Here is a 25,685-nt window from a genome sequence, read left to right on the forward strand (position 1 = left end):
AGCCCAGGTACGCTTTGGTGTCCTGCTGTTTTACCGCCTTCCGCTCCGGCTGCCTCATCACACCGCTGGCTTCAATACCCCGCTTACCTCCAGCACTTCGCCCCGCTCCAGTAACCCGAGCAGCACTGGTTCCAGCTGCAGGCGCATTTCATCCGACAACCGACTGAACCCCAACAGGCGCACGGCGGGCAGAAACACGGCCTCGCGGGGCAGCGCGAAGCTCTGTTCTATTACCGTACGCAGGGCCAGGGCCAGCTCCTCGGGCGCTACCAGGGGGAGCTTGCGCGAAATGGCCGGCAGCTGGCCCCGGTTGCGGAGCGGTGGCTGCTGCATGGTATTTTCCCAGAGAAACTCCCCCTGCTGGCGCAGGTGACGCAGGTTGGTAGCCAGCAAAGCCGCCGCCCGCACGGCTTTGCGCATACGGGCTCCTACCTGCGTGGCCCCACCGGCCTGGGCCAGACGGCGGGTTGCTTCGTCCACATGAATTGGGCTTTCGATGCGGACCACCACGCTAAGCCAGGTGGCGAGCTGGCCCAGACTGTGCTGGTGCAGCTCCCGGTGGCCCACAGCCGCTGGCAACTGGGCTATCTGGTAAGGCTCGGCCAACAGCTGCCCGGCCGCCGATAATATTTCTCGTTCAACATCAGCAGCTTCCGGCTGTGCCTGCCCTACCTCATGGGCATCAACTGCAACGGAGGCCACAGAGCGGCGGGCTTGCTCAATGGCCTGCACGGCCCGCTCAGTTTCGCGCTGGGGGTCCCGCAGCCAGTCGGTGCTCCAGATGCGGTGCAGGCGCCAGCCCACGGCCTCCAGCACCTGCTGGCGCAGCCGGTCCCGGTCACGGGCCGAGCGGGCCGAGTGGTACATGGCTCCGTCGCACTCAATTCCCAGCACATAACGGCCGGGCTGGTCGGGGTCAGCTACTGCTAAATCAAGGTAAAAACCCTGGCTGCCCACCTGAGGGCGCACCTGGTACCCCCGGGCCGTAAGGGCGTGGCTCACGGCTTCCTCAAACGGCGACTCCGCGGCGCGGCCGGTTTCCTGGGGTTGGTGCAGGCGGCCATGCTGGGCGAAGTGCAGAAAGGTTTTGAGGGCGGCTACACCTTTAGCCTGGATGCGGGTCAGGTCCAGGTCATCGGCCGTGAGGTTGGTGAAGATTTCGCAGCGCAGTTTGGCCCGGGTAATGAGCACATTCAGGCGCCGCTCCCCGCCTTCCCCATTCAGAGGCCCGAAGCTCATGGCCAGGTAGCCCTCCCGGGTGCGCCCATAGCCGATGCTGATGAGGATGACATCCCGCTCGTCGCCCTGCACGTTTTCCAGGTTTTTCACGAAGAACGGCTCGTGCGGGTGGCTGTTGAAAAACGCTTCCGTTTCGGGGTGCTGGCGGCGCACCTGTTCCAGGGCATCCTGCAAAGCCTGGCGCTGGGCCGTGCTGAATGCCACCACGCCCAGCGTGAGGTGGGGCGTAGTGCGGGCATGGTGGAGCACCGCCTCGGCCACGGCCTGCGCCTCCCGGGGGTTGGTGCGCGTACTGCCCCGCTCGTAGTGGGTTTCGGGCAGGTGATGGTACACCAATCCTAACTCGCCCTGCCCGCCAGGACTAGGGAAAATGACCAGCTTATCATCATAAAATAAATGGTTGGAGGGCTGAATCAAGGATTCGTGGCGGCTGCGGTAGTGCCAGCGCAGCATCCGCTCGGGCATCTGGCGGGCCTTGCACAGCTCCAGAATACTCTGGATGTCGGCCGTTACGTTTTCCTCCTCGGTTTCCTCTTCGCCGGCACTGGTCAGGGAGTCGAAAAACGACGTGGGCGGCAGCTGTTTGGAGTCGCCGACTACTACCAGTTGCCGGCCCCGGGCAATGGCACCCAGCGCTTCCACTGGCTTTACCTGCGAGGCCTCATCGAACACCACTAGGTCAAACTCCACCGCCCCCGGCGGCAGGTAGCCCGCCACTGACAGCGGCGACATCATAAACACCGGCTTGATGGCCTGGATGGCCCGGCCGGCTTCCAGCAGCAGGCGGCGCAGGGGCTTGTGGCGGGTCCTCTTGGCGAATTCGTTTTTGAGTACCAGCATCTGCCCCCCGGCTTGGGGGTGAGGCAGGCCGTCGTGGTGGCGGCGCAGGGCCCGCACGCGGTGGTGGTAGAGGGCAGCCTGGTCGGCCTGGCGGAAGCGGGCAGCTACCTCCTCGTGGCTGGCGCGCTCAAACTGGCGCAGGGCCGGGTGCTGCTCGTAGGCGTGGCGCTGCAGGTATTCCAGCCAGGTTTGCCGCACGGCCGCAGCCAGCCACTGCGGCGCAGCCGCCCAGCTTTCGGCCAACACCAGTAATTCCGGCAACCCCTCCACTTGCACGGCTGCGGCTACGTTGTTCCATTCGGTACTCAGGCGCAGCGCCGGCACATCAGCCGCCCAGGCAGCCAAAGTGGCCCGCTGATTTTCGAAGGATTGAAACTGCAGGCGGCCTTGCGGGCCAAACCGGCGCACTTCGTTGAGTTGCAGGCCATCCACCACGGTTTGCAGAGCAGTGCGGTGGTGCGCTAGGGCAGTTTCCAGGGCCGCCAGCGGGCCGCTCAGTTGGTCCACTGAGGTACTCTGCTTCAGATAGACCAGTAGTTCCGCTGGCAACTCGCCGCGACTGATGCGCTGGTGCGTGAGGGTTAGGTATTCCTGGATTTTGGTGAGCGTGGGCCAATCGGAGCGCGGGCCCTGCCAGGCAGGACCAAACAAGCGGCTACCCACTTCCTGGGCCGCGGCCAGTGCCTGTTGGTGGCGGCCTGCGTAGTGCACAGCATCAATGGCGGCTACCAGCTCCCCCGCCTCCTTGGGCAGCGGGCCGCGCCAGAGGCTTTGCAGGCGTTGGCGGGCCCGGCGGTAGTCTCCACTCAGAAATTTCCACCACTTGCCGCCATAGGTTAGCAAGGCAGCCCGCTCAGCTTGCAGCTCTTGGCCCCAGGCCTCGGGCAACAGCACGGCAGCAAATTGCTGATGCAGAGCCACGTAATCCGCACCAGCCTGAAGCACCTGCGCCAGGTAGCTGACTTGCTGAATCCAGGATCCATCAGCTACTGCTACGCCGGTTAGGGAGGGAGCCAGCTGGACGTGGCGGGCGGCGGGCAGCAGTTTTTCAGCGGCGGCGCGGTCGGGGGGTACGGGCAGGCCGAGCAGTTGTGCCAGCGCGGCCGCCTGGGTGTGCAGCGCCTGTACCGCCGTTTGGGCCACGTGAAGCTGGGTGGTCAGGGCTGCTTGGTCGGCGGGCAAAAGTACCGTCAGCTCACTTCCCCAGAATAACAAGGCTTTGGGTGGGCCCATCTTCTGCAACGTAGCCTGCAGGCTGCTGGCCAGAGCTTCGGCGCGGGTTGCGTCGGCATCAGTCCAATGGGCCAGGTTGGAGAAGGCAACGCGCGGTAACTCTACGGCTCCACGCGCCTCGGCCAGATGCAGCAGCTCCCCAACTACCTGCTGGGCAGTGCGGCGGCTGCGGGCTACGGGCGCATTCACGGCCAGGGCATAGTCGTTGAGGGTCTGGCGGTAACGGGGCAACTGAGCCACTTGGTCTTCCACGGCGGCTACGGTGGCGGGGCGGCCCAGGCTCAGGGTGTACTGCAACTCCGCTAGCACGGCTTTCTTGTTGGTTTTGTGGCTGTGCAGCTCCAGGCAGGCGGCCCCCAGCCCCAGGGCATCGAGGCGGCGCTTCACCACTTCCAGGGCAGCCATTTTCTCGGCCACAAACAGCACTTTCTTGCCCGTCCCAATGGCCTCAGCCAAGAGGTTGGCAATAGTCTGCGACTTACCGGTGCCGGGCGGGCCCTGCACTACCAGGTTGCGGCCTTCCTGCACTGCCAGCAGGGCCAGAACTTGCGAGGAATCGGCATCCAGCACCTGGTGCAGCTCGGCAGCGGAGCTTTCAGCATCCAGAAACGAGGCTTCGTCCAGGCTAGGCGGAGCATCCTGGAAACCAGTATCCGGGCCTAGCAGGGCCTCGATGCCCGGGTGCGTGAGCAGCGTATTTTCTGCGGGCCAGGTGGTAGGGTCCAGGTCGCGGTAGAGCAGCAGCTTACCAAAGGAAAAGAACCCCAGTGCTAAACTGTTGGGCGCTACCTGCCAGCGCGGCATGCTGGCCGTAGCGGCGGCTACGGCCGCATGGTACTCGGGCAGGGACGTATCCTCGTCGAAATCGGGTAGCGTGAGGCCGAAGCTGGTTTTGAGCTTGGCTTGCAGGGAGAGGTTGGTTTCCACGTCGGCGCCGGTGTGGCGCAGCGTAAACCGCTCGGCGGCGGTGCCCCGCTCCAGCAGCACTGGCACCAGCACCAGCGGCGCCCGGCGCGGGGTTTCGCTCTGGGCATCCTCGTACCACGTTAGCATGCCCAGGGCTAGGTACAGGATGTTGGTGCCCTGCTCCTCCAGGCTGGTGCGGGCAGTGTAGTAGGTGTTCAGCAGGCGGCTTTCCAGCTTGGCCGGTGGCTCAGCGGTTTGCAGCTTGTTGTCGGTAGGGTCGGCGGCCAGTGGGGTGGCGGGGCTGAGTTGCTCCGTGGGAACCTCGGTGGGCACTGGCAGGCCCAGTGCGGCAGCCTGGTGGGTGCCCCGTTCCGGGTCCGCCTTCCGGCCCACGGATGCCGGTAGACCCGCTTCCAAAACTGGGGCAAACACCATGGGCCGGGCTTTACTGACCAGCCGCTCCCATACTGCGGCGGCTTCCTCCCCCACTATTTCTACCCCGCGCACCCTGGAGGGCCGGAAGTTGAGCAAGGGGTTGCGCAAGCCTAGGTCTAGCAACTCCTGACGGGAGGCGGCAAGGCGGACGGCAAGAGCGGAAGCATCAGGCATACAAGCAAGTCAACTGGCCCCAAGTGGGGCAAAGGCGGCCCCAACTTACGCAACAAACCCGCCACCTAAACAGGCCAGCGGGTTTGCAGGGGAATACGCGAATGGCAACTTATCCTCTACCCTACTGCCGGCTTTTTCAGCCCTAGCTTGCTGTGCTTGTAGCCGTAGTTGAAGTACAGCGCCAGCCCGATAATCAGCCAGCCGAAGAACAGCAGCCAGTTATTGATGCCCAGCTGGGTCATCAGGTAAAGGTTGGTGAGCAGGCCCAGCACCGGCAGCAAACTCAGCTTTTTACGGAACGACAGCCAGGCCAGCGCCAGGCAGAACCCGAAGAATACCAGCATGGGGATGTAGTGGCGGCCTTCTTCGTAGCCACTGCTCAGGGCCGTGGTAAACTCCTGAATACCGGCTTGGTTGTACACGAATAGCAGCACCGCCCCCACCAGCAGCACCAGCGGCACCAGAAACTGCCCGTTGATGTAGGGCACCTTGAAGCGGGCGTCGCTCTGGCCAAGGGGGTCGATGATAAGAATGCCGCCGCACACCAGGGCAAAGGCAAACAGCGTCCCGATAGAGGTCAGGTCAATTACCAAATCCATGTTCAGGAGCATAGCCGGCACGCCCACAAAAAAGCCCGTGACGATGGTGCTAAACGAAGGCGTGTGGAACTTGGGATGCACCCGGGAAAACACCGGCGGCAGTAGCCCGTCCCGGCTCATGGTCATCCAGATGCGGGGCTGCCCAATCTGGAACACCAGCAGCACCGAGGCCATAGCCAGTACCGCCGACACGGCCACCACGCCGCCCAGCCACTTCACACCCACTTTGTTGAACACGTAGGCCAGCGGGTCGCCCACGGCCAGCTCCTTATAGTTCACCATACCGGTGAGTACCAGCGTGATAATCACATACAAAATGGTGCAGATGATGAGGGCGTAAATCATGGCCCGGGGCAGGTCGCGCTGGGGGTTCTTGCACTCCTCGGCCGTTGTCGAAATGGCATCGAACCCAATGTAGGCGAAGAACACGGCCGACACGCCTTTCAGCACGCCGCCAATACCATTGGGGGCGAAGGGGCTCCAGTTTTCGGGCTGCACGTAAAACGCGCCCACCAGAATCACCACGGCCACCACTACCAGCTTCAGGGCCACCAGCAGGTTGCTGGCGTTCTTGCTTTCCTTGATACCCACGTACACCAAGGCCGTAATAGCCAGCGTAATAAGTCCGGCCGGCAGGTCCAGCACCAGGCGCAGGCCACCACCCAACTCGGGGGCCGCAGCCCAGGCTTTATAACCTTCCAACTGTGCCGGCGAGGCATCGGTGAGGGGTTTGCCGGCCTGCATCAGGGCCAACACCTCGTTGTAATACTTGTGGGCACTCTGCATACCCATCGTCAACCAGATGGGCAGATTGATACCGACCCCACTCAGCAGCCCGGTAAAGTAATCCGACCAGCTGATGGCCACCACGATATTACCCACGGCATACTCCATAATCAGGGCCCAGCCGATAATCCAGGCGGCCAGCTCCCCGAAGGAGGCGTAGGCGTAGGTGTAGGCCGAACCCGATACGGGAATGGTGGCCGCAAACTGGGCGTAGCATAACGCCGAGAAGGCGCAGGCAATGGCCGTAAATACGAACAGCAAGGACACGGCCGGGCCCCCATCGTGGGAGGCGTTGCCGATGGTGCTGAATATACCGGCCCCGATAACGGCGGCAATACCTAGGGCCGTCAGGTCGCGGACGGTGAGGTGGCGCTCCAGGCCGCCGTGGCTGTGGCCATCGGCATCGGCGGGCGGGTTGTGCAGAATGTCGTGGAGGCTCTTGCGGCGGAACAAACCGGTGGAGCGGGAAGGGGGAAGCGGAGTAGACAAGGCGTTGGGAGGGGTTGAAAGAGGGGCAAAAGATACAGAATAATGCCGGCGGCTGCACGTTACCCCTGCCGCTCCCTATCTTCCGGCCATGGCAACCTGCGTTTCTCTACCTGCGCCCTGCCCGGCTTCCTGGGCCGATATGACGCCCGCCGTTCAGGGCCGTCACTGCGCCGCTTGCAATAAAGTAGTGGTGGACTTCACGCCAATGACCACCGCCGAGGTGGTAGCCTACCTGCAGCACCATCCCAACGCCTGCGGCAAATTCAGCCCCGAGCATATCAATCCTGTTTCCAGCTGGGCACCGTGGTTGGCAGCAGCTATGCTGTCCTTATCAGCCTGCGAATCAAGTCCAACAACCCGCTTAGTACTGCCAGCCAAGGAAACAGTCGTACATCAGGATTCTATTCTGATACGCGGCAAAGTAGTGGATAAGCAGAGTGGTCGGCCCCTGGCGCAAGCTATTATCATCAGTGAGCTGGACACTACCTTACACACCCGCACTACTGCCGACGGTACCTTTGCCCTGATATTACCCAATGCTTTGCGCGGCACCCAACTGGTGGCGGCTCAGCCCCTACCGAGCGACCTGCGGCCTGATGACCCCGAGCCTGGGTTGTACATTCCCCGCTACTTTTCTGCGGAAGAAGGTACGCCTACTGTAATTCAGTTGCGCAACCCGGGGCCCATGATTGGTCAGCCGACCCTGGAGCCTGAGGAAAATTATTCGCCGGCCGTTATGCCGCACATCCTGCACTTAGCCCCGCCCCCACCATTGCCTAAGCTTTCCCCTTAGCGCACTTTTCTACTACTGCGTGTGGAATCCGGCGCGGCGCGGCATCAGACTGCCTGAACCTGAGCCCACTGTTATGCCCCGTGCCCTCACCGTTGCTATTCCCCAGCCCTGCCGCGAAAACTGGGCCGCCATGACACCCGCCGCCCAAGGCCGCCACTGCGCCGCCTGCAACAAAGTAGTGGTGGATTTCACCCGCATGACCGACACCGAGGTGGTAGCCTACTTCACCCAGACCAGCGGCCAAAGCTGCGGCCGGTTCCGGACAGAGCAGTTGCAACGCCCCCTCCGACTGGCTATCGAAGCGCCGGTTTCGCGGCGGTGGCTGGCTGTTGCGCTGGCGGTGTTGGGTGTAGGCGCGGCTGGACCGGCTGCGGCACAAGGCAAGTCAGCTGTCCCACAGGAACAACGAATATTGCCAGGGAAAACAGCGGCACCCATCCCGGCATCACCGACTCAAACCACCCGGGGCCGGGTGACGGACGCGGCTACGGGTGAGGGACTACCGGGCGTTTCGGTGTTACTGAAGGGTACTACTATGGGAACGTCCACCAACTCGGATGGCTCATTTGAGTTGGTAAGTTCATCTACGGCTAGTAGCCAGCTTATTTTTTCTTCAATCGGTTATTTTACCCAACAGGTCGCGTTGGCGGATTTCAAAGGCCAGGCCAGCTCGATAAAGCTTGTCGTTGATGAGAAAGCCATGAACGAGCGAATCGTCGTTGGCGGATACTGTATGTCACGGTGGTACACCCCGCGCGGCCTGTGGCAGCGGCTGACGCAGCCGTTGCGGCGGTAACGGCGCGGAAGGAGAATAGCGGGTTGAATTAACTATACGGACGAGCTTTTCACGTGTAACCACGTTGCATTTACAGAATCCTCGACTACCTTTGCCCCTCATCAATTGAGGCGGTGAAGCGTGCTGAATAAGCGTAAACTGGTTGCCTGGTGGCTGTTGCTACTGTTACTGCGGGTGCTCACACCCGAGGCGGCCGTGTTGCGCACGCACTTTCACCAGCACACCGACGACACCGTTACCGTGCGGTACGCTGCTCAAGTAGGAGCCAAGGCCGTGTTTTCGGCCAAGCACCAGCACTGCCAGACGGAGCACCTGTTTGATGCGCCATTCCAGCCGGCTGCACCCTTGCTGATGCCCGCGCCTTTGGAGTTGCGGGCCTACGCCGTGTACCGGCCGCAAGCCCCCGTGTGCCGGGCCTCCCATCTGCTGGATGGGGCTTCGTTGCGTGGTCCGCCCACCGGCCGGATTTAACCGGCGCTAATCCACTTTCCGGCTTACTCGTGCTCTGCCTCTGGCTTATTGCCTGCGGGGCCAGCACAATCTGTTGTTTCGGGTAGCTAGTCTCCCCTACGTACCTGGAGTAGCCACCTACGGGCTGTCACTCTGCTGATTGCGCGGATTGGATTATCGGCCATAGGCCGTTGCGCGCCTGCGCCTTGCTGCTTGCGGCGGCGCATCTCCTCTCACCTTCCTGACTTCAACACGCCCGCTGGCTTTGCCGCTTTGGGCTCGGGTACGCGCATTTTTTCATGCAACGAATCCTATTTTGTCTGCTGCTGCTCTGGCCTTTGCTGGGGGTGGCGCAATCTTCCACGGGCCACATTGACGGGCACGTAAACGGTCCGAACGGCCACGGCCTGGAAGGCATTTCTGTGGTGGAAACCACCGGCCACTTCTCCGCCTTCACCGGGGCAGATGGGCACTTCTCCCTCACCCTGCCGCTGGGCGAGTACACGCTCATCACCCGCAACCTGAGCTACCAGGAGCAGCGCCGCACGGTAGTACTGACCACTGAAACGCCCACGCTGACGGTGGATTTCACGCTACAACCCACTACCACGGCCTTGCAGGAGGTGGAAGTGCTGGGCCGCACCGAGAAAACCTACAAGAGCGACTACAGCTTTGTGGGCACGCGCACGGCCACCGAGCTGATTGACGTGCCCCAGTCCATATCCACGGTGACCAAGGAGCTGATGGACGACCGGCAGGCGCTGCGCCTCACCGAAACGGTAAAGAACGTGGCCGGCGTCAGCCAGTACTCGCACTACGACGACTTCACGATTCGGGGGTTCCGCAACGGCTACGAGAGTGGCTTCCGGCTGTTGAATGGGTTGCGCTCGGGTTTCAGCTTCGGCAACGCGTTTACCCAAGCCCCGCTCACGGTGAACCTGGAGCGGGTGGAGGTGCTGAAAGGGCCCGGCGCGGCCATGTTCGGCGACATCAACCCCGGTGGCACTATCAACATGGTGACGAAAAAGCCGCTGCAAACCGACCGCAAGGCCCTCACCTTTTCCACGGGCAGCTTCAACACCACCCGCGCCACTGCTGACTTCACCGGCCCGCTCACCGAGCAGAAAAACGTGCTCTACCGCTTCAATGCGGGCTACGAGAAGAGCAACACCTTCCGCGACGTGAATGACACCCGCTCCCTGATGCTGGCGCCCACCGTCACGTTTCTGGTGTCGGATAAAACCACGCTCAACGCCGAGCTGGTGTACACGGCCATTGATGGCTACCTCGACCGGGGCCTGCCCATTAAGAGCAACAACCTGTACGGGGTGCCCCGCTCCTTCACGCTGAGCCAGCCGAGCGACTATTTCCGCACGAAGACCTACTACCTCAACGCCTCGCTCAACCACCGCTTCACCGACTGGCTGTCGTTCAACGCGTCCTACCTGGATTTCACCTTCAACGAGAAGCTGAGTGAGCACCGCACACTCAACTCCTACGACAACTCGGACCCCAGCAAGCCCGCCAACTCGGTGATGAACCTGCGCTACTTTGACCGCCGTGCCGAGGAGTACACCAAGAATCTGTCGACCTACTTTGTGCTCAGCCGCAATACTGGTTCAGTATCCCACAAAGTGGTGGTGGGCGCCGACTACATCCGCTTCAACACCGACAAGGAAAGCGCCATGTTTGAGGCGCGGCAGCGGGTGGTGACCAGCGTGAGTAACGGCGTGGTCAGCCAGCGCGTGGTGCCTTTGCAGCTTGATTTGAACAACCCCAGCTACGAAATCCGTGACCCGAGCACCTACGTGCGGCGGGCCACTCCGGCGTTTTTCACCGACTACATCAACGCCGTGTACCACACCACCGGCCTGTACGTGCAGGACCAGCTGGAGGTAACGCCCCGCCTGGGGCTGCTGCTGGGGGCGCGCTACGAGCTGTTTGCCGATGAGCGGGACTACGGCGACGGCTCGACGAACATTCCGCAAACCAAGTTTCTGCCCCGGGCCGGCCTCACCTTCGCTTTGCGCGACAACCTGAACTACTTCGCCAGCTACAGCGCGGGCTTCCGGCCGCTGCGGCCCGAGCTGATTCGCTTTCCGCAGCGTTACGGCCGCTCGGAGCCCTTCAGCCCCGAAACCAGCTACCAACTGGAAACCGGCCTGAAAGGCGAGTTTTTCCAGAAGGCCCTGTTTGCCACCGTGGCTGCCTACCAGATTGAGCGCCGCAACCAGCTGGTGGCCACCGGCGCCCTCACGGCCGAAGGGGCCGCCATTTACCGCCAAAACCAGGCCCGCTCGCGCGGGGTGGAGGTGGAGCTGACCGGCAACATTCTGCCCAACTTCAGCCTGAACACCAGCTACGCCTTCAACCACACGGAGGTAACCAAAGCCGACCTCGCGACCGAGCAGGGCCAGCCCCTGGCTAACGCCCCCCGCAACTCGGGCGGGTTGTGGGCCAAGTACACCTTCCTTTCGCCCACACTGCGCGGTTTGGGCGTGGCCGTGGGCGGCAACTTCGTCACGCGCCGCCGCTTCGAGAACCAAGTGAAGCCTCTGGACGGCGGCCCCGACGAGTGGGCCTACTGGCCCGGCTACGCCGTGGCCGACGTGGCGTTGTTCTACACCGTCAACCGCTTCAACTTCCACGTGAACCTGAACAACGTGCTGAACAAGAACTACTTCGTGGGCGGCTACGACTACTTCCGGGCCAGCCCCGGCGCCCCCCGCAACTTCATGGCCACCATGGGCTACACGTTTTGAGTAGGGTGTGAGGGTAAGAGGGTAAGTAGGTAGGAGGCTGAAAAGATTTCCGCATACCCCATCACCCTCCTACCCCCATACCCTCCCACCCCCTTACCCTAACTACATGACTTACCTTCTCGAAGCCCGGGAGCTGCGCAAGCAGTACGCCGATAAGCTGGCCCTGCGCGGGCTGAATTTGCAGATTGCGCCGGGCGAAATTTTCTGCTTGCTGGGCCAGAACGGGGCCGGCAAAAGCACCACCATCAACCTGTTTCTGGGGTTCATCCAGCCGACTTCGGGTACGGCCTTCGTGAACGGACTGGACGTGGCTGCTAATCCGCTCGAAATTAAGAAGCACCTAGCCTACATTCCGGAAAACGTGCTGCTGTACCCGCACTTGTCGGGGCTGGAAAACCTGGCCTTGTTCAGCAGCTTGGCGGGCTTCAAGTATTCGGAAAGTGAGCTACTGAACTACCTCACCGACGCCGGGCTGCCCGCGGAGGCGGTGCGGCGGCGGGTGGGCACCTACTCCAAGGGCATGCGCCAGAAGGTGGGCATTGCCATTGCGGTAGCCAAGCACGCCAAGGTGCTGCTGCTCGATGAACCCACCTCCGGCCTCGACCCCAAAGCCAGCAACGAGTTTTCCGAGCTGCTGCACCGTCTCAGCGGGCAGGGCACGGCTGTGCTCATGGCCACCCACGACATCTTCCGGGCCAAGGAAGTAGGCACCCGCGTGGGCATCATGCGCGAAGGCGAGCTGGTGGACGTGCGCCCCACCGCTGCCCTCAACGCCCAGGAACTGGAGCAGCTCTACCTCAACTACATGCACTAGCCGATGATCCAGAGCATTGCCCAAAAAGAATTTGTCAGCACCCTGCGCGACCGGCGCTTTGCGGTGCTGAGTGGCTTGGTGCTGCTGCTGTTACTGGCCGCTACGCTGGTGGGCCGGGCCTCGTTCCGAACCCTGCAACAGGAGCGCCAGCTGGCCCAGCAAACCGTCAATGATAAGTTCCGAAACCAACCCGCTCGGCACCCGCACCGCGTGGCCCACTACGGCTCATATGCGTTCCGGCCGAAATCGGGACTGAGCTTGCTGGATGGCGGCGTGGACTCGTTTACGGGCAGCGCCGTGTACCTGGAGGCCCACCAGCAGAACAGCATCAACTTCAGCCAGGCCCAGCAGGCTGGTTCCCTCATTCGGTTCGGGGAAATGACCGTGGCCTTTGTGCTGCAGCTACTGGTGCCGCTGCTGATAATTTTTCTGTGTTTTGGAGCATTCTCGGAGGAGCGCGCCACGGGTACGCTCAAGCTGCTGCTTAGCCAGGGCGTAACCCTGCGGCAGGTGGCCTGGGGCAAGATTCGGGGATACAGCCAGGCCGTGGCGCTGGTGGTAGCGCCAGCTTTGGCGCTGGCGGCGGCCCTGCTGTTTACGGGTGAGGAGTTTGCCAGCGGCCCCGATTTGGTGGCCCGACTGGTCTTGTTCGTGCTGAGCTACGCGGTATACTTCTTCCTGTCCGTGGTGGGCGCGGTGGTGGTGTCGGCCTGGCAGGCCAGTTCCCGCGCGGCCCTAGTCACGCTGCTCGGCCTCTGGATTTTGGGTTGCATCATCTTGCCTAAAGCTACGGCCAACCTGGGCGCCACGCTCTACCCCACTATCACCAAAGCCCAGATGGACGCCGAGGTGCACGACGAAGCCCAACACGGCATCAACGGCCACGACCCGCACGACAAGCGGGCCGAAGCCCTGAAAGCCGACCTGTTCAAGAAGTACGGCGTTGACTCCGAGGAAAAGCTGCCGGTGAGTTTGGCCGGGGTGCAGATGGCGGCCGGCGAGGAGTATTCGGCCAAAGTCTACCAGCAGCATTTTGCCGAACTGAACGCTACCTACGAGCGCCAGAACCGCCTGTCGGAGTGGGCCGGCTTGCTGAATCCCTACCAGGCCATCAGGCCCCTCTCCATGGGCCTGGCCGGCTCCGATTTTGCCCACTACGTGCACTTCCAGCAAGCCGCCGAAACCTACCGCTACGGCCTCGTGCAGCGCCTGAACGGCCTGCAGGCCAGCATGGGCTACGGCGACAAAGAGCGGCGCCTGGATGCCAGCACCTGGCAGAAGCTGCCGGTTTTCAGCTACCAGGCGCCCCCGCTGGGCTGGGCGCTGCCGCGCCTGCTGCTGCCGGTGGCCGCGCTGCTGCTCTGGGCCGTGGGCTTGTGCTGGCTGGGGCTGCGCCTGCTTTCTAAAACGTCTGTTGCCTAAGCTGATGCGTATATTCTCGATATTATTTGCCGCCGAGTGGCGCCACTTTCGGGCGGCCAAAGGGCTGGTGCTGCTTTGCGGACTGCTGCTGGCTACCGGCCTCTACGGTATCTACTACGGCACCACCGAAATAGCCCGGCAGCGCCAGCAGCTGGCCGCCTTACCCGAGCTAACCCGCCGCAACGTAGAGGAGTTGAAAGTGAAATTTCCCGGCCCCGCCGACGCCGGCGACATCGGCTATTACCACTCCACCTTCGCCGTGCACCACCCCGATGCGTGGGCGGCCCTCTCCTTGGGCTTGCGCGACGTGAACCCCAGCTACGTGAAGCTGCGCCTGCTGGGCCTGCAAAACCAACTCTACGCCACCGACAACACCAACCCCCTGAAGCTGCTCAGCGGCAACTTCGATTTGGCCTTTGTGCTGGTGTATCTGCTACCGTTGCTGGTGGTGGCCCTGAGTTTCAATTTGCTGTCCAGTGAGCGGGAGGAAGGTATTTTGCCGCTGCTGCTGGCCCAGCCCATCCGGCCAGCCACGGTCATTGGGGCCAAGCTGGCGTTTCGGGTGGCGCTGGTGCTGGTGCTGGTGTGGCTGCTGTCGGTGGTGGGCATGGGGTGGGCCAGGGTGCCGCTGGATAGCCGCATGTTTAGCTGGCTGGCCCTTAGCACCTTGTATTGCCTGTTCTGGTTTGGGGTGGTGCTGGTAGTAACGGCTCTGCAACGCACTTCGGCGGTGAATGCCGTGGCGCTGCTGGGTACTTGGCTGGTGCTGGTGGTGTTGGTGCCCAGCTTGCTGAGCTTAGGCGTGGCCGCGGCCCGCCCCTTGCCCCAGGGCATCGAGCTGACCATCAAGCAGCGCGAGCAAATCCACGGCGGCTGGGACCGGCCCAAAATGGAAACCATGAACCGCTTTTTCACCCTCTACCCGCAGTTCCGCGACACAACCACTATCCGGGAGCGGTTTGTGTGGCGCTGGTACTACGCCTTCCAGCACCTTGGCGACCTGGCCGTGGCCCCACAAGCGGCGACCTACGCCACCGGCCTGCAAGCGCGCCACAACCTCGCGGAAAAGCTCAACCTGCTGTCCCCCGCCATCAACGCCCAAACCAGCTTCAATGCCCTGGCCGGCTCCGACCTTCCTACGCATTTGGCGTTTCAGCGCAGCGCTACCCGCTACCACGATTCCCTGCGGGCGTATTACTACCCCTACCTGTACCGCAAAGTCGAATTCACCCACGCCGACTACGCCCAGGAGCCGCAGCACACGTTTACCAGCCAGCCCGAACTGGCCACCGCCCAACGCGGCCTGCTAAAGCTGCTATTGAGTGTGGTAGCGGTGTATGGCCTGGGCCTAGCGCTACTGCGGGTGCGCCCGGTGCTGCCGCGCTAGGAGACATATCTGGCTCTGTTAAGTAGTCAGCTAAAAGTAAACAGCTACAGAGAGAACGTCATGCTGAGCTTGTCGAAGCATCTCTACCGCTTCGCCTGAACTATCCAAAGAAGAGGTAGAGATGCTTCGACAAGCTCAGCATGACGTGCATACGGTTACTTATGAACCAGTACTTAAAAGCTGCTCGGCAATACAATAACGCGTCTGTCATCCTGAGCTTGCGAAGGACCTTATCACGCTTGAAAAATCATCTTGCGACTAGTTCAGGCATGATAAGGTCCTTCGCAAGCTCAGCATGACAGCTTAAGAATAATACTGCTAGTTGACCAGCCTCCTTTTCTGCACCTGATTACCTTTCAATGTTGCCATTACTTCGTTTTTGCTTGTTTTTAAGCTGCTTCTTTGCTGGTACCATCTCCTTTGCTGCTCCCTGGAAGCCTTTCCAATTCAACGGCAAGTCGATAGCGCCGGGGCAGAAGCTGGCGGTGCTGCTGCCCGTGACGGATGGGCGCGACACGGCCGTGGTGCCGGTTACGGTGTTTCACGGGCGCAAGCCGGGGCCGGTGCTGGGCATCATTGCCGGGGTGCACGGCTACGAGTATCCGCCGATACTGGCGGCCCAGCAGCTGGCCCGGGAACTGGACCCGGCGCAGCTCAGCGGCACTATTATCCTGGTGCACATAGCCAACGTGGCGGGCTTTCTGGGGCGTAGCGTCAACGTTAACCCCCAGGACAACAAAAACCTGAACCGCGTATTTCCAGGCCAGGCCACCGGCACCGTTACCGAGCGGCTGGCCTGGCTGCTGAGCCACGACATCATCGGCCGCTGCCACTACGTGGTGGACGTGCACGCCGGCGACGCCCCCGAAGACCTGCGCCCCTACGCCGGCTACTACAACTACTTCGATACGCCCGAGCTATCCGAAAAAGGCCGGCAGATGGCCGTAGCTATGGGTTTTCCCTACGTCATCCAGTTCGGCAACGAGCCCACGCTCAAGGCCGCAAGCGTGTACTGCTCCCGCGAAGCCATCAAGCGCGGCATTCCGGCCGCCGATATTGAGTGCGGCCGCCTGGGAATGCCCGAATCCGAAAACGTAGCCCTCATCAGGCAGGCGCTGCACCGGCTGCTGATGCACTTGCGCATCGAGGAAGGCACCTTGCCCGCCAGTCCGGCGCCCTACCTGGTTACCCGCCGCGTGAGCATCGATAGCCAGCACACCGGCTTTTTCTTTCCGAAGGTGAAGGCCGGCGAGTTCGTGTACCAAGGCCAGGCGCTGGGCCACATAACCGACCTGTTCGGCAGCCACCTGACCGACGTAACGGCCACTGCCAACGGCGTAGTGCTGGTGATGACGGGCACACCTCCTATCAACAAGGGCGACAACCTGTTCACCATCGGCGAAGCCCCGGCCCGGCAGTAGCCTCCGTACGCGTTCAGAAACTGTCATGCAGAGCCGAAGGCGAAGCATCTTACGTGCTGACGTTGTTGAATTGTGGGACTGGCACGGCTCCGTAGCCCAGCATTTAAACCCTGGGTTAGTCAAGCAGCGTCAGCGCGCGAGCTGCGTCGGCTGCGCTCAGCAGAACGTTCTTAGTAAGGTAAAGCTGCTCATTTTCCGATTTAGCAGCCTCGTTAAACTAAACCTTTCGGCCCCAAAAAGGCTTATTCCGGCAGTATGAAGAACTACCTGCTGGCTACTTTTTTGCTGTTTGCGGCGGCGGGCTGCGCCCTGAAGCCGACCAATAAATTTGACGTATTCACGGAGCGGGCCCAACTGCCCCAGGAGGAGGCCGTGCACAAGCAGAACTCCCTGGAGTGGTGGTACTTCACCGGCCACCTGCGCGACAAAAAAACCGGCGAGCAGTTCGGGGTGGAGTACGTGTTTTTCCACTTCAACCTGAATGGCAAGCGCGACTGGCAGATGGTCAACTTCGCCCTCACCGACCCGCAGGCCCAGCAGTTCCGCTACGACTACAAAGTGGAGCGCCTGCCCCAGCTGCTGGAACCACAGTTGCCCCTAAGCCTTAAAACCAAGAAAAAGGATCAAATTTGGACTCTGGGCGGCCAAACCGGCACGTATGTACTCCAGGGCCGGATGGCGGCCCACCCCGGCTACGCCATTAACTTGCGCACTACGCCCCACAAAGGCCTGCTGCTGCACAGCGGCACCGGCTACGAGAATTACGGCGACGTAGCCAAGGCCGGCTACTATAGCTACCCGCGCATGTCCACCAAAGGCACCATTGAGGTAGACGGTAAAGTGCGCGAAGTGCAGGGCTACCTCTGGTACGACCGGCAATGGAACTGTAACAGCGTCACCAACAAAGGCATCGGGTGGGACTGGTTTTCCCTGCAACTCGATGAGCCGACGCTGACGGAAAGTGGCCAGCCCGATACCAAGGAAGCGGTGGGCCACCACGAAATCATGACCTATCAGCTGTTTGACCGGAACTCCGACCGAAGCGTGAGTGGGGGTACCTATTACAGTGCAAGCGGGGGCATCGTAGTAGACCTGAAAGCCCAGGATTTCCAGCTGGAAGTGCTGGACTACTGGACCAGCCCCCACTCCAAGCTGCGCTACCCCAGCAAGTGGCGCCTGCGCATCCCCAGCCAGGAGTATGACCTCATCCTTACTCCACTGATGGCCGACCAGGAGCTAACCCTCAAGCTGTTCGCCGGCATCAAAATGCACTATTGGGAAGGCATGTGCAAAGTAGAAGGCACTCACCACGGCCGCCCCGTCAGCGGCAATAGCTACATCGAGCTAACCAACCGGGGAAAATGAGTTGTTAGTTGCTGGTTGTCAGTTGTTAGAAAGACTTTGCTAACAACTGATAACCAGCAACTAACAACTAAACCTCACCCATTCAGAATCACCCGGAAGGTGGTGCCGCGGCCGACTTCGCTCCATTTCACGAAGAGCTTTCCCTTGTGGTAGTTCTCAATAATCCGCTTGGCCAGCGCCAGGCCCAGGCCCCAGCCCCGCTTTTTGGTGGTGAAGCCAGGCTGAAATACCCGGTCTAGCTTGCTCTTGGAAATGCCTTTGCCGGTGTCTGTAATATCAATGGCAATCTGGGACTTGTTGCGGATAGGACGGCGCAGGTGAATGGTAATACTGCCCTTACCATCCATGGCGTCCACGGCATTTTTGCAGATGTTTTCAATCACCCAGTCGAAGAGCGGAATGTTTACCTGGGCGGGTGTGTCGGTGGGCAGGTCGGTTTTTACTTCAAAGCTGACTTTGCGCGACACCCGGCTTTGCAGGTAGGCAATAGCATTTTGAGTTACCCGCAGAATATTCTCGTCGTTGAGCACCGGCACCGAGCCAATGTTGCTGAACCGCTCAGTAATAATTTCCAGCCGCCGGATGTCCTTGCCCAGCTCCTCCACAATGGGCTCCCCCCGAAACCGCTCCGACTCCCGCAAATACTCCTGCCAGCCCACCAGGCTGCTCAGGGGTGTGCCCAGCTGGTGGGCTGTTTCCTTGGCCAGGCCCACCCACACGCGGTTTTGCTCGGCCCGGCGGGAGTAGCTGAACGCGAAGTAGGCAATGACGGCCAGGCACCCAATAATAGCCAGTTGCACCAGCGGGTACAGCCGCAGCTGCGTGAGTAAATCCGACTCCTTATAATAGATGTAGTTGCGCAGCCCGGCCCCAATTTCAATGACGATGGGCGGGTGCTGCTCCTTCATCAGCTCAATTTCCTGCCGCAGCTGCTTAATGGAGGCCTGCTCCGAGGCGCCCTTGGGCACGTTCACGTTGCGCGCATCCACAATGTTGCCGTCCCCATCCGTCACGATAACCGGAATGGTGGTGTTGGCCCCGATAATCTCATCCATCAGAAACGACAGATTGGAGGTTTCCTCGGTGTTGATGATGTAGCGCTGAGTTTTGGCGTACAGGTCAATCTGCTCCTGCTCCCGCTCCGAGAGGCGCTGCACCAGCACGTTAGTGTAGATGACGGTGGCCGCCCCAATGAGCAGGGCCACGGCCACAATGACAAGCTTGATGCGGGACTTTTGGTCGTAGATGGGGATGGGCAGCACGGGCAGGAAGTGGGGTAAGTCAGCAGGCCCGGATACGGCCGCCGCTGCGGCGAAGATACGTTTGCGGCCCCCGCAAGGTCTGCCCTAGCAACGCCGGTCAAATGATTTTCGTCAGTTTCAGCCCGAATAATCGTTGGTTAGCCGGTTTAAACTAGGTTTCTGCCTCAATTTCAGCCTCACCCGAACCCTGGGCGTACTCTAACTGTTTTTACCTAGCAATTTGTAACGTATTTTTGCCCCCTGATTTCCGCACTAGCAACTGCTATGCTTCAACCTTTCAAGGCCCTTAGTTTATCCTTCAAGAAAGCTCCCCTGGAAATTCGGGAGCTTATTGCCTTGGATGAAACTGCCTGTCGGCGTTTTCTGCACACCCTGCACCACGAGCTTGGCCTGACCGACCTGCTGGTACTGAGCACCTGTAACCGCACCGAAGTGTACTACTCGGCGGAGCGTGACCAGAGTCCGGCCATTATTGAAGCCCTGGGCCAGCTGAAAAACCTGCCCGAGGTAACCGAGTATTTCCCCTATTTCGATGTGCTGGACCAGCAGACGGAGGCTGTGCGCCACCTGTTTGAGGTAGCCATGGGCCTCGATGCCCAGGTAGTGGGTGATTTGCAGATCAGCAACCAGGTAAAACAAGCCTACCAGTGGTCGGCAGATGAGGATGCGGCCGGGCCCTTCCTGCACCGCCTGCTGCACACCGTGTTCTTCACCAACAAGCGCGTACAGCAGGAAACTTCCTTCCGCGACGGTGCCGCTTCCACCTCCTACGCCGCGCTGGAACTGGTTGAGGAGCTAACTGCCGACGTGGCCAACGCCCGCGTGCTAGTGGTAGGCTTGGGCGAAATTGGGGCCGACGTGTGCCGCCATTTCGGTGACAGCAAGGTGTTTACCCACGTAACCATCTGCAACCGCACCCGGTCCAAGGCCGATGAGCTGGCCGAGGAGTGCGGCCTGCAAGTATTGGATTTCGAGAATCTGGTGCAGGGCATGAAGGAAGCGGATGTGATTATCAGCAGCATTTCCCGCCAGGACCCGTTCTTCACCCGCGACATGGTGGAGCGCCTGGAAGTGCTGAGCTACAAGTTCTTCATTGACCTTTCCGTGCCCCGCAGCATTGCCACCGACGTGGAGCAGGTGCCCGGCGTGCTGGTGTATAATATCGATGCCATCCAGAGCAAGGCTTCGGCCGCGTTGGAGCGCCGCCTGGCCGCCGTGCCGCAGGTGCGGGCCATCATTGAGGAAAGCATCCTGGGTTTGCAGGACTGGAGCAAGGAAATGCTGGTGTCACCCACTATTCAAAAGCTAAAAAATGCCCTGGAGCAGATTCGGCTGGAGGAAATGGACCGCTACCAGAAGAAGATGAGCCCCGAGGAAACCAAGCGCATGGACGACATTACCCGCTCCCTAATGCAAAAAATCCTCAAGCAGCCGGTGCTCCAGCTGAAAGCGGCCTGCAAACGCGGCGAGGCCGACCAGCTCATCGACGTACTCACCGACTTGTTTGACTTGGAGCGCCAACCCAACGTTGCCTAAGCACTACCAGCCCCACCCGACCAATACAGAAAAAGCCCGCTTCACAACTGTGAAGCGGGCTTTTTATTTGCAGGCAACGACACCAGCAGGCGCAGAGCAAGTTTACATCGTGTCGCAGCAATCCTCCAGCGAGTCGATTACGTCGAGCAGCTTGGGGATGGAGAGGGAGTAGTAGATTTTGGTGCCTACTTTGAACGAGGACAAAATACCCCGGTCTTTCAAGGTGATAAGGTGCTGAGAGGCAATGGCCTGAGGCAAATCCAGGGAACGGTAAATTTCCGTGACGGTCATTTTCTCTTCCTTACCCAGCAGGTCAACAATAGCCAGCCGTTTGGGATGGGCCAGCACTTTGAGCATGGCGGCCGCCTTATCTACTTTTTTGGATTCTACTCGTGAAAGCAAAGGTTTCATATGTCGTTACAACGGTGGTGGGACCAGTGGGGGATATGCAGGAATAGGGGTAATACGATATTCAAGCCCCGCAAAGTTCCTCCCAGCGTACCAGAGACGAAAAAAATTTATAAACCGCGGAAATTGGATCCGTATGCCCCTTTACGGCTTCTTGCCGACAACAGACGAAGCCCGGCCACTAAAGCTGCGTGGCGCGTGCTTTTACAGGTCACCATCACCGAGTGTATAATTTATCCTATATAAACTGGCTTTGTTGCTGTGCCTGCGCCCTGCTTAGTAGCCAGGTGCTTACTACCGAAGCGAATATGGCTTGGCCGCTGGGGCTGCTTACCTTTGCCCCCTCTGAGTTCCACCCACCACCCTACTACCTGAACGGATGAAAGACCTGCTGGCCAAGTTTGAGAATAAACGCCCCGAAATAGTTTTTGAATGGAAGGACGCCGAAACCGAGGCCGAGGGCTGGGTGGTGATTAACTCCCTGCGCGGCGGGGCGGCCGGTGGCGGCACCCGCATGCGTAAGGGCCTGGACAAGCGGGAAGTAGAAAGCCTGGCCAAAACGATGGAGGTGAAGTTCACCGTATCGGGCCCGGCTATTGGGGGCGCGAAATCCGGCATCAACTTCGACCCCCAGGACCCGCGCAAGCGCGGTGTGCTGGAGCGCTGGTACAAGGCCGTAATTCCCCTGCTGAAGAACTACTACGGCACCGGCGGCGACCTGAACGTGGACGAAATTCACGATGTGATTCCGATTACGGAGGATTACGGCCTCTGGCACCCGCAGGAAGGCATTGTGAACGGCCACTACCGGGCCACCGAGCCCCAAAAGATTCAGAAGCTGGGGCAGCTGCGCCAAGGCGTGGTGAAAGTGCTGGAAGATGCCACCTTCACCCCCGACCTGAGCCGCAAATACACCGTGGCCGACCTGATTACGGGCTACGGTGTGGCCGAGGCCGTGCGCCACTACTACGAGCTGTGGGGTGGCCGCGCAGTGGCCGGCAAGCGGGCTATTGTGCAGGGCTGGGGCAACGTGGGTGCGGCGGCGGCTTACTACATGGCCAGCCAGGGTGCGCGCATCACCGGCATCATCGACCGGGCCGGGGGCCTGATTAAGGAAGAAGGCTTCACGCTGGAAGAAATCCGGGAGCTGTTTCTGCGCCGCCAGGGCAACGCCCTCACCGCCGACAACCTGCTTTCGTTTGAAGAGGTAAACCAGCGCATCTGGAGCAGCGGGGCCGAAATTTTTATTCCGGCGGCGGCCTCCCGGCTGGTGACGCGCCAGCAGGTGGAGCAGCTGGTAGCCGGGGGCCTAGAGGTGATTAGCTGCGGGGCCAACGTACCTTTCCAGGACCCGGAAATCTTCTTCGGCCCTACCGGTGAGTTTGCCGATGCCCACACCAGCGTTATCCCCGACTTTATTGCCAACTGCGGCATGGCCCGGGTTTTCGCCTACCTGATGGAATCCAACGCCGAAATTACCGACCAGGCCATTTTCCAGGACACGTCCCGCATCATCCGGGCGGCCTTAGAGCGCACCCGCCACCAAGGCGACGCGACTACTGGCATTGCCCAGAAGTCGTTTGAAATGGCCCTGCGCCAATTGGTATAGAGCCTAGTGCTTAGTTGGTAGTGCCTGGTGCTTAGGTTGTTCATTACCATTTTCGGATTGAACGACCTAAGTACCAGGCACTATTAACTAGGCACTAAAAACTAAGTCCTTTCCTATGACCCTTCAGGAAATTCTCAACTATCGGTTTTTGGGCAACAACGTGGCGGCGTACTTGTGGTGCGCAGGCATATTGCTGTTTGGGTATGCCTTCAAAACGCTGCTGTCCCGGCTGCTGTCCAAGCTGGTGTTTCGGTTTATCCGGCGGCGTACGGAGGGGGTGTCGGAGGAGCAGTTTCAGGCCCTGCTGATTCAGCCGCTGTCCATCGTTATCTTCCTGGTCACGGCCTACTTCGCGTTTCAGGTGCTGGACTATCCGGTACGCAGCTCCGAAATTGCCCACAATGAGCCCTGGGCGAAGCGTTTGTTGTTTCGGCTGTTTCAGCTGGCCGTTATCTGGGGTATTGGCTGGGTGTGGCTGCGCATCATCGATTTTCTGGTGCTCGTGTTCCAGCGCCGCTCCGAAAACAGTCACTCCCGCCTCAGCAACCAGCTCATTCCCTTCGCCAAGGATTTGCTGAAGGTGCTGGTGCTCACCATTACCTTTCTGGTGATGCTGAGCCGGGTGTTTGGCGTGAACGTAACGGCCCTGATTGGGGGCCTGGGCATCGGTGGTTTGGCGGTGGCCTTCGCCGCCAAGGAAAGCCTGGAAAACCTGATTGCCTCCTTCACCATCTTCCTCGATAGGCCCTTTGCCGTGGGCGACCTAGTGGATGTGGGCGGGGTAATCGGCACCGTGGAGAAAGTAGGCTTCCGGAGTACCCGCCTGCGCACAGCTGAGAAAAGCTACGTGACGGTGCCCAACAAGAGCATGATTGACAAGCCCCTGGATAACCTCTCGTTGCGCACGGCCCGGCGCGTAAACTTCACCCTGGCCCTGAGTCACGCCACCACCAGCCAGCAGCTTCACCGCATTGTAGAGGAAGGGAAACGCACTATTGAGGAAAACCCACTGGTAACCAAAGAGGTGCAGATGCAATTCTCGGCCCTCACGCCCGCCGCCAAGGAGGTTACGGTGCAATACTTCGTAGAAACCACCAACTACGATGAGTATCTGGAGGTAAAGGAGGAGCTGAACTACCGGCTGGTGGAAACCGTGGAGCAGGCCGGCGGCACCTTCGCCAGCACTGGCACCACCATTGTGCAGGTGAGCGGGCTGCCAGGCTAACGCCAGATTTTCGACTATAACCCAAACAGGCCCCGCTTCAAACGGGGCCTGTTCTGTTGGGGGCAACTGCAACTGCAAGCAGCTTACCGGAACTTAGGGGAGCGGATGCGGATGTCGTGCTTGATGATGTTAACTTCTTTATCCTTCGGCATTTCTACCTCGAAGCTGAATTTCAGGCGCTGGCTGGCGTTCGGGGCCAGGGTCAGGTACCACGTCAGGCGGCCAATACGCTCCTCCAGCTGGGCCCCGCTGGTTTCTATCACCTTCACCTCAATTTCTTTTTCACTGGATACGGGCACTTGGTCCTGCACTTTGATGCGTACCGGCTCCGCCCGCAGGTTGCGTACGTTCAGCTCGTAGGTCAGGCGCACTTTACGCTTCTGGCTGCCCACGTTGCGGCTGTAGTCCTCTAGCTTGGTGCGGCCTACCACAATGCGCTCATCATAGCCCAGCGCCAGCTCCAGCGAGTCGTTGTAGGCCCGACCTTCCAGCTCGGCGTCGCCCACGTAAGCTCCACCGTAGTACACCTGCGCTTCATCGGGCAGATGCAGGCCTTCCCACCCGCTCACTTTCGCCTGCCGGAATACTTTTTCCGACAGCTTCGGCAGCGCCAAGTACTCGGTGCGGGAAGGCAGGGTGAGAATTGGTAGTACAAGGCGGCGCGATGCTCCGGCTTTCAGCGACACCAGCTCCGGCACCTCGTAGCGGGTTCCTTGTGAGGCCTCCGTAGGCCGGCCAGCTGAGCTACCTTTTACCACGTACGCATCTACCCGGCCCTCGCCCACGTGGTCGTCCTGGCCGTCGGAGTCGAGCGTCCAGGGCTCCATAGCAGGCTTGCTGATGTCTACCTCTTTTACCTCGTTCACGAGCACCACCCGCACCCTGTTCCAATCAAGACCGGTGCGGTTGTATACTTGCCCACCGGGCACAAACTGCACTGTCTGGCCGGTTCCATCGGCCCGAATTTCCAGCCTGGGCCGCCAGGTGAGCAGCCGGTTGGCCCCGTAGCGCAGCCGTAGCGGAAAGGTACCCGCCCGCGCTACGCGCACGGTGATATAGAAAGGCTTGACCTGCTCGGCGGGCTGGTTACGCCGCTCCATTCCCTGCACAAGGCCTTTTTGCACCTCCTGCTGCGCCGTAAGCTGACGTGTGGTTAACTGAATTGCCACTAGGCGGGCACGGAGTTGGGAGGCCCCTTTTTGTACTTCAGTACTCCAGTTTGCCTGCGTTCCGCTTGGCAGCACGCGGTTGGCCAGCAGCATGGCTTTTTCTTCTTCCAGGGCCTTCAGCTCAGCATCCAGGCGGGCCAACTCGTCAGTAGCTCGCCCCAGACTATCCGCTGCAGCTCGGCCGAGGGCAGCAGGCCGCGAGGAGGCAGCTCCTGTCTCTTCCACCTCATCATCATCCACCGACAGCACTTCTACTCCATCACCAAAGCGCACCTCCACTTCATTGGCCTTGCTAAGGTAGCGTGAGGCGTTGCCGATAAGTAACCGGCTCGTACCCGCTGGCAACTGCACATCTGCCTGGTGTTCCAGCTCTATACTGCTCAGGTATAGTGTTGCCACTTTCAGTGGTGGGCGCACCTCAATTGCCGCTCTGTTTTGCCCCTGTGCCGCAAGGCCCACCAGCAGTAAACCTACCAGTACAACTAGTTTCATACGAATGGTATTGAATAATACTGGCCAAGATGCACACAACACCTAGCACAAAAAAACCGGCCAGCTCTGTAGC

17 protein-coding genes are annotated in these 25,685 nt (G+C 60.5%); 12 read left to right on the forward strand and 5 right to left on the reverse strand.

What is annotated here, in order from left to right:
* Positions 1-57: 57 nt before the first annotated feature.
* Both ROI90_RS05855 and ROI90_RS05860 read right to left on the reverse strand, forming a co-directional pair.
* The gene (locus tag ROI90_RS05855; RefSeq protein WP_315997400.1) at positions 58-4,827 is read right to left on the reverse strand and encodes a DUF3320 domain-containing protein; all 4,770 of its coding nucleotides are present in this window, start codon (positions 4,825-4,827) and stop codon (positions 58-60) included.
* Positions 4,828-4,943: 116 nt separating this feature from the next.
* On the reverse strand, positions 4,944-6,701 hold the full coding sequence (locus tag ROI90_RS05860) for an amino acid permease (protein ID WP_315997401.1): 1,758 nt from the start codon (positions 6,699-6,701) through the stop codon (positions 4,944-4,946).
* A gap of 139 nt (positions 6,702-6,840) precedes the next feature.
* Here ROI90_RS05860 and ROI90_RS05865 point away from each other — a divergent pair, with 139 nt between their 5' ends.
* The 9 genes from ROI90_RS05865 to ROI90_RS05905 all read left to right on the forward strand — a co-directional run bounded on the left by ROI90_RS05865 (position 6,841) and on the right by ROI90_RS05905 (position 17,911).
* On the forward strand, positions 6,841-7,494 hold the full coding sequence (locus tag ROI90_RS05865) for a peptidase associated/transthyretin-like domain-containing protein (protein ID WP_315997402.1): 654 nt from the start codon (positions 6,841-6,843) through the stop codon (positions 7,492-7,494).
* 73 nt (positions 7,495-7,567) lie between these two features.
* Positions 7,568-8,290: a carboxypeptidase-like regulatory domain-containing protein gene (locus tag ROI90_RS05870; protein WP_315997403.1), complete on the forward strand. Its 723-nt coding sequence runs from the start codon at positions 7,568-7,570 to the stop codon at positions 8,288-8,290.
* Positions 8,291-8,446: 156 nt separating this feature from the next.
* Entirely contained in the window at positions 8,447-8,761 is a 315-nt protein-coding gene (locus ROI90_RS05875) for a hypothetical protein (protein ID WP_315997404.1), read from the forward strand.
* Between the two features lie 278 nt (positions 8,762-9,039).
* On the forward strand, positions 9,040-11,502 hold the full coding sequence (locus ROI90_RS05880; protein ID WP_315997405.1) for a TonB-dependent receptor: 2,463 nt from the start codon (positions 9,040-9,042) through the stop codon (positions 11,500-11,502).
* Between the two features lie 106 nt (positions 11,503-11,608).
* On the forward strand, positions 11,609-12,316 hold the full coding sequence (locus ROI90_RS05885; RefSeq protein WP_315997406.1) for an ABC transporter ATP-binding protein: 708 nt from the start codon (positions 11,609-11,611) through the stop codon (positions 12,314-12,316).
* Positions 12,317-12,319: 3 nt separating this feature from the next.
* A complete protein-coding gene (locus tag ROI90_RS05890; RefSeq protein WP_315997407.1) occupies positions 12,320-13,738 on the forward strand; it encodes an ABC transporter permease in 1,419 nt (472 codons plus the stop codon).
* A 4-nt stretch (positions 13,739-13,742) separates the two neighbouring features.
* Positions 13,743-15,125, forward strand: a complete 1,383-nt coding sequence (locus tag ROI90_RS05895; protein WP_315997408.1) for a DUF3526 domain-containing protein — start codon at positions 13,743-13,745, stop codon at positions 15,123-15,125.
* 383 nt (positions 15,126-15,508) lie between these two features.
* Positions 15,509-16,546: a M14 family metallopeptidase gene (locus ROI90_RS05900; protein WP_315997409.1), complete on the forward strand. Its 1,038-nt coding sequence runs from the start codon at positions 15,509-15,511 to the stop codon at positions 16,544-16,546.
* 255 nt (positions 16,547-16,801) lie between these two features.
* Entirely contained in the window at positions 16,802-17,911 is a 1,110-nt protein-coding gene (locus tag ROI90_RS05905) for a lipocalin family protein (RefSeq protein ID WP_315997410.1), read from the forward strand.
* Between the two features lie 74 nt (positions 17,912-17,985).
* Here the strand turns inward: ROI90_RS05905 and ROI90_RS05910 are convergent, their stop codons facing one another.
* Positions 17,986-19,173 carry a sensor histidine kinase gene (locus tag ROI90_RS05910; protein ID WP_315997411.1) on the reverse strand — a complete coding sequence of 396 codons (1,188 nt, stop codon included), beginning with the start codon at positions 19,171-19,173 and terminating at the stop codon, positions 17,986-17,988.
* A 264-nt stretch (positions 19,174-19,437) separates the two neighbouring features.
* Here ROI90_RS05910 and hemA point away from each other — a divergent pair, with 264 nt between their 5' ends.
* Positions 19,438-20,709: a glutamyl-tRNA reductase gene (gene hemA, locus ROI90_RS05915; protein ID WP_315997412.1), complete on the forward strand. Its 1,272-nt coding sequence runs from the start codon at positions 19,438-19,440 to the stop codon at positions 20,707-20,709.
* 102 nt (positions 20,710-20,811) lie between these two features.
* Here hemA and ROI90_RS05920 read toward each other — a convergent pair whose 3' ends face one another.
* Positions 20,812-21,120: an ArsR/SmtB family transcription factor gene (locus ROI90_RS05920; protein WP_044003755.1), complete on the reverse strand. Its 309-nt coding sequence runs from the start codon at positions 21,118-21,120 to the stop codon at positions 20,812-20,814.
* A gap of 376 nt (positions 21,121-21,496) precedes the next feature.
* Here ROI90_RS05920 and ROI90_RS05925 point away from each other — a divergent pair, with 376 nt between their 5' ends.
* Entirely contained in the window at positions 21,497-22,726 is a 1,230-nt protein-coding gene (locus tag ROI90_RS05925) for a Glu/Leu/Phe/Val dehydrogenase dimerization domain-containing protein (protein ID WP_315997413.1), read from the forward strand.
* A 115-nt stretch (positions 22,727-22,841) separates the two neighbouring features.
* On the forward strand, positions 22,842-23,951 hold the full coding sequence (locus ROI90_RS05930) for a mechanosensitive ion channel family protein (protein WP_315997414.1): 1,110 nt from the start codon (positions 22,842-22,844) through the stop codon (positions 23,949-23,951).
* A gap of 83 nt (positions 23,952-24,034) precedes the next feature.
* Here the strand turns inward: ROI90_RS05930 and ROI90_RS05935 are convergent, their stop codons facing one another.
* Positions 24,035-25,612 (reverse strand): DUF4139 domain-containing protein, encoded by a 1,578-nt coding sequence (locus ROI90_RS05935; protein ID WP_315997415.1) that lies wholly within the window; start codon positions 25,610-25,612, stop codon positions 24,035-24,037.
* Positions 25,613-25,685 lie beyond the last annotated feature (73 nt).

The sequence above is a fragment of the Hymenobacter endophyticus genome (assembly GCF_032464715.1).
Taxonomy (GTDB): domain Bacteria; phylum Bacteroidota; class Bacteroidia; order Cytophagales; family Hymenobacteraceae; genus Hymenobacter; species Hymenobacter endophyticus.

Bases quoted from the DNA above. Each gene is read 5' to 3' on its own strand.
- ROI90_RS05935 (WP_315997415.1), bottom strand. From the start codon at position 25,612: ATGAAACTAGTTGTACTGGTAGGTTTACTGCTGGTGGGCCTTGCGGCA.
- ROI90_RS05885 (WP_315997406.1), top strand. From the start codon at position 11,609: ATGACTTACCTTCTCGAAGCCCGGGAGCTGCGCAAGCAGTACGCCGAT.
- ROI90_RS05865 (WP_315997402.1), top strand. From the start codon at position 6,841: ATGACGCCCGCCGTTCAGGGCCGTCACTGCGCCGCTTGCAATAAAGTA.
- ROI90_RS05870 (WP_315997403.1), top strand. From the start codon at position 7,568: ATGCCCCGTGCCCTCACCGTTGCTATTCCCCAGCCCTGCCGCGAAAAC.
- hemA (WP_315997412.1), top strand. From the start codon at position 19,438: ATGCTTCAACCTTTCAAGGCCCTTAGTTTATCCTTCAAGAAAGCTCCC.
- ROI90_RS05890 (WP_315997407.1), top strand. From the start codon at position 12,320: ATGATCCAGAGCATTGCCCAAAAAGAATTTGTCAGCACCCTGCGCGAC.
- ROI90_RS05855 (WP_315997400.1), bottom strand. From the start codon at position 4,827: ATGCCTGATGCTTCCGCTCTTGCCGTCCGCCTTGCCGCCTCCCGTCAG.
- ROI90_RS05920 (WP_044003755.1), bottom strand. From the start codon at position 21,120: ATGAAACCTTTGCTTTCACGAGTAGAATCCAAAAAAGTAGATAAGGCG.
- ROI90_RS05895 (WP_315997408.1), top strand. From the start codon at position 13,743: ATGCGTATATTCTCGATATTATTTGCCGCCGAGTGGCGCCACTTTCGG.
- ROI90_RS05930 (WP_315997414.1), top strand. From the start codon at position 22,842: ATGACCCTTCAGGAAATTCTCAACTATCGGTTTTTGGGCAACAACGTG.
- ROI90_RS05925 (WP_315997413.1), top strand. From the start codon at position 21,497: ATGAAAGACCTGCTGGCCAAGTTTGAGAATAAACGCCCCGAAATAGTT.
- ROI90_RS05905 (WP_315997410.1), top strand. From the start codon at position 16,802: ATGAAGAACTACCTGCTGGCTACTTTTTTGCTGTTTGCGGCGGCGGGC.
- ROI90_RS05880 (WP_315997405.1), top strand. From the start codon at position 9,040: ATGCAACGAATCCTATTTTGTCTGCTGCTGCTCTGGCCTTTGCTGGGG.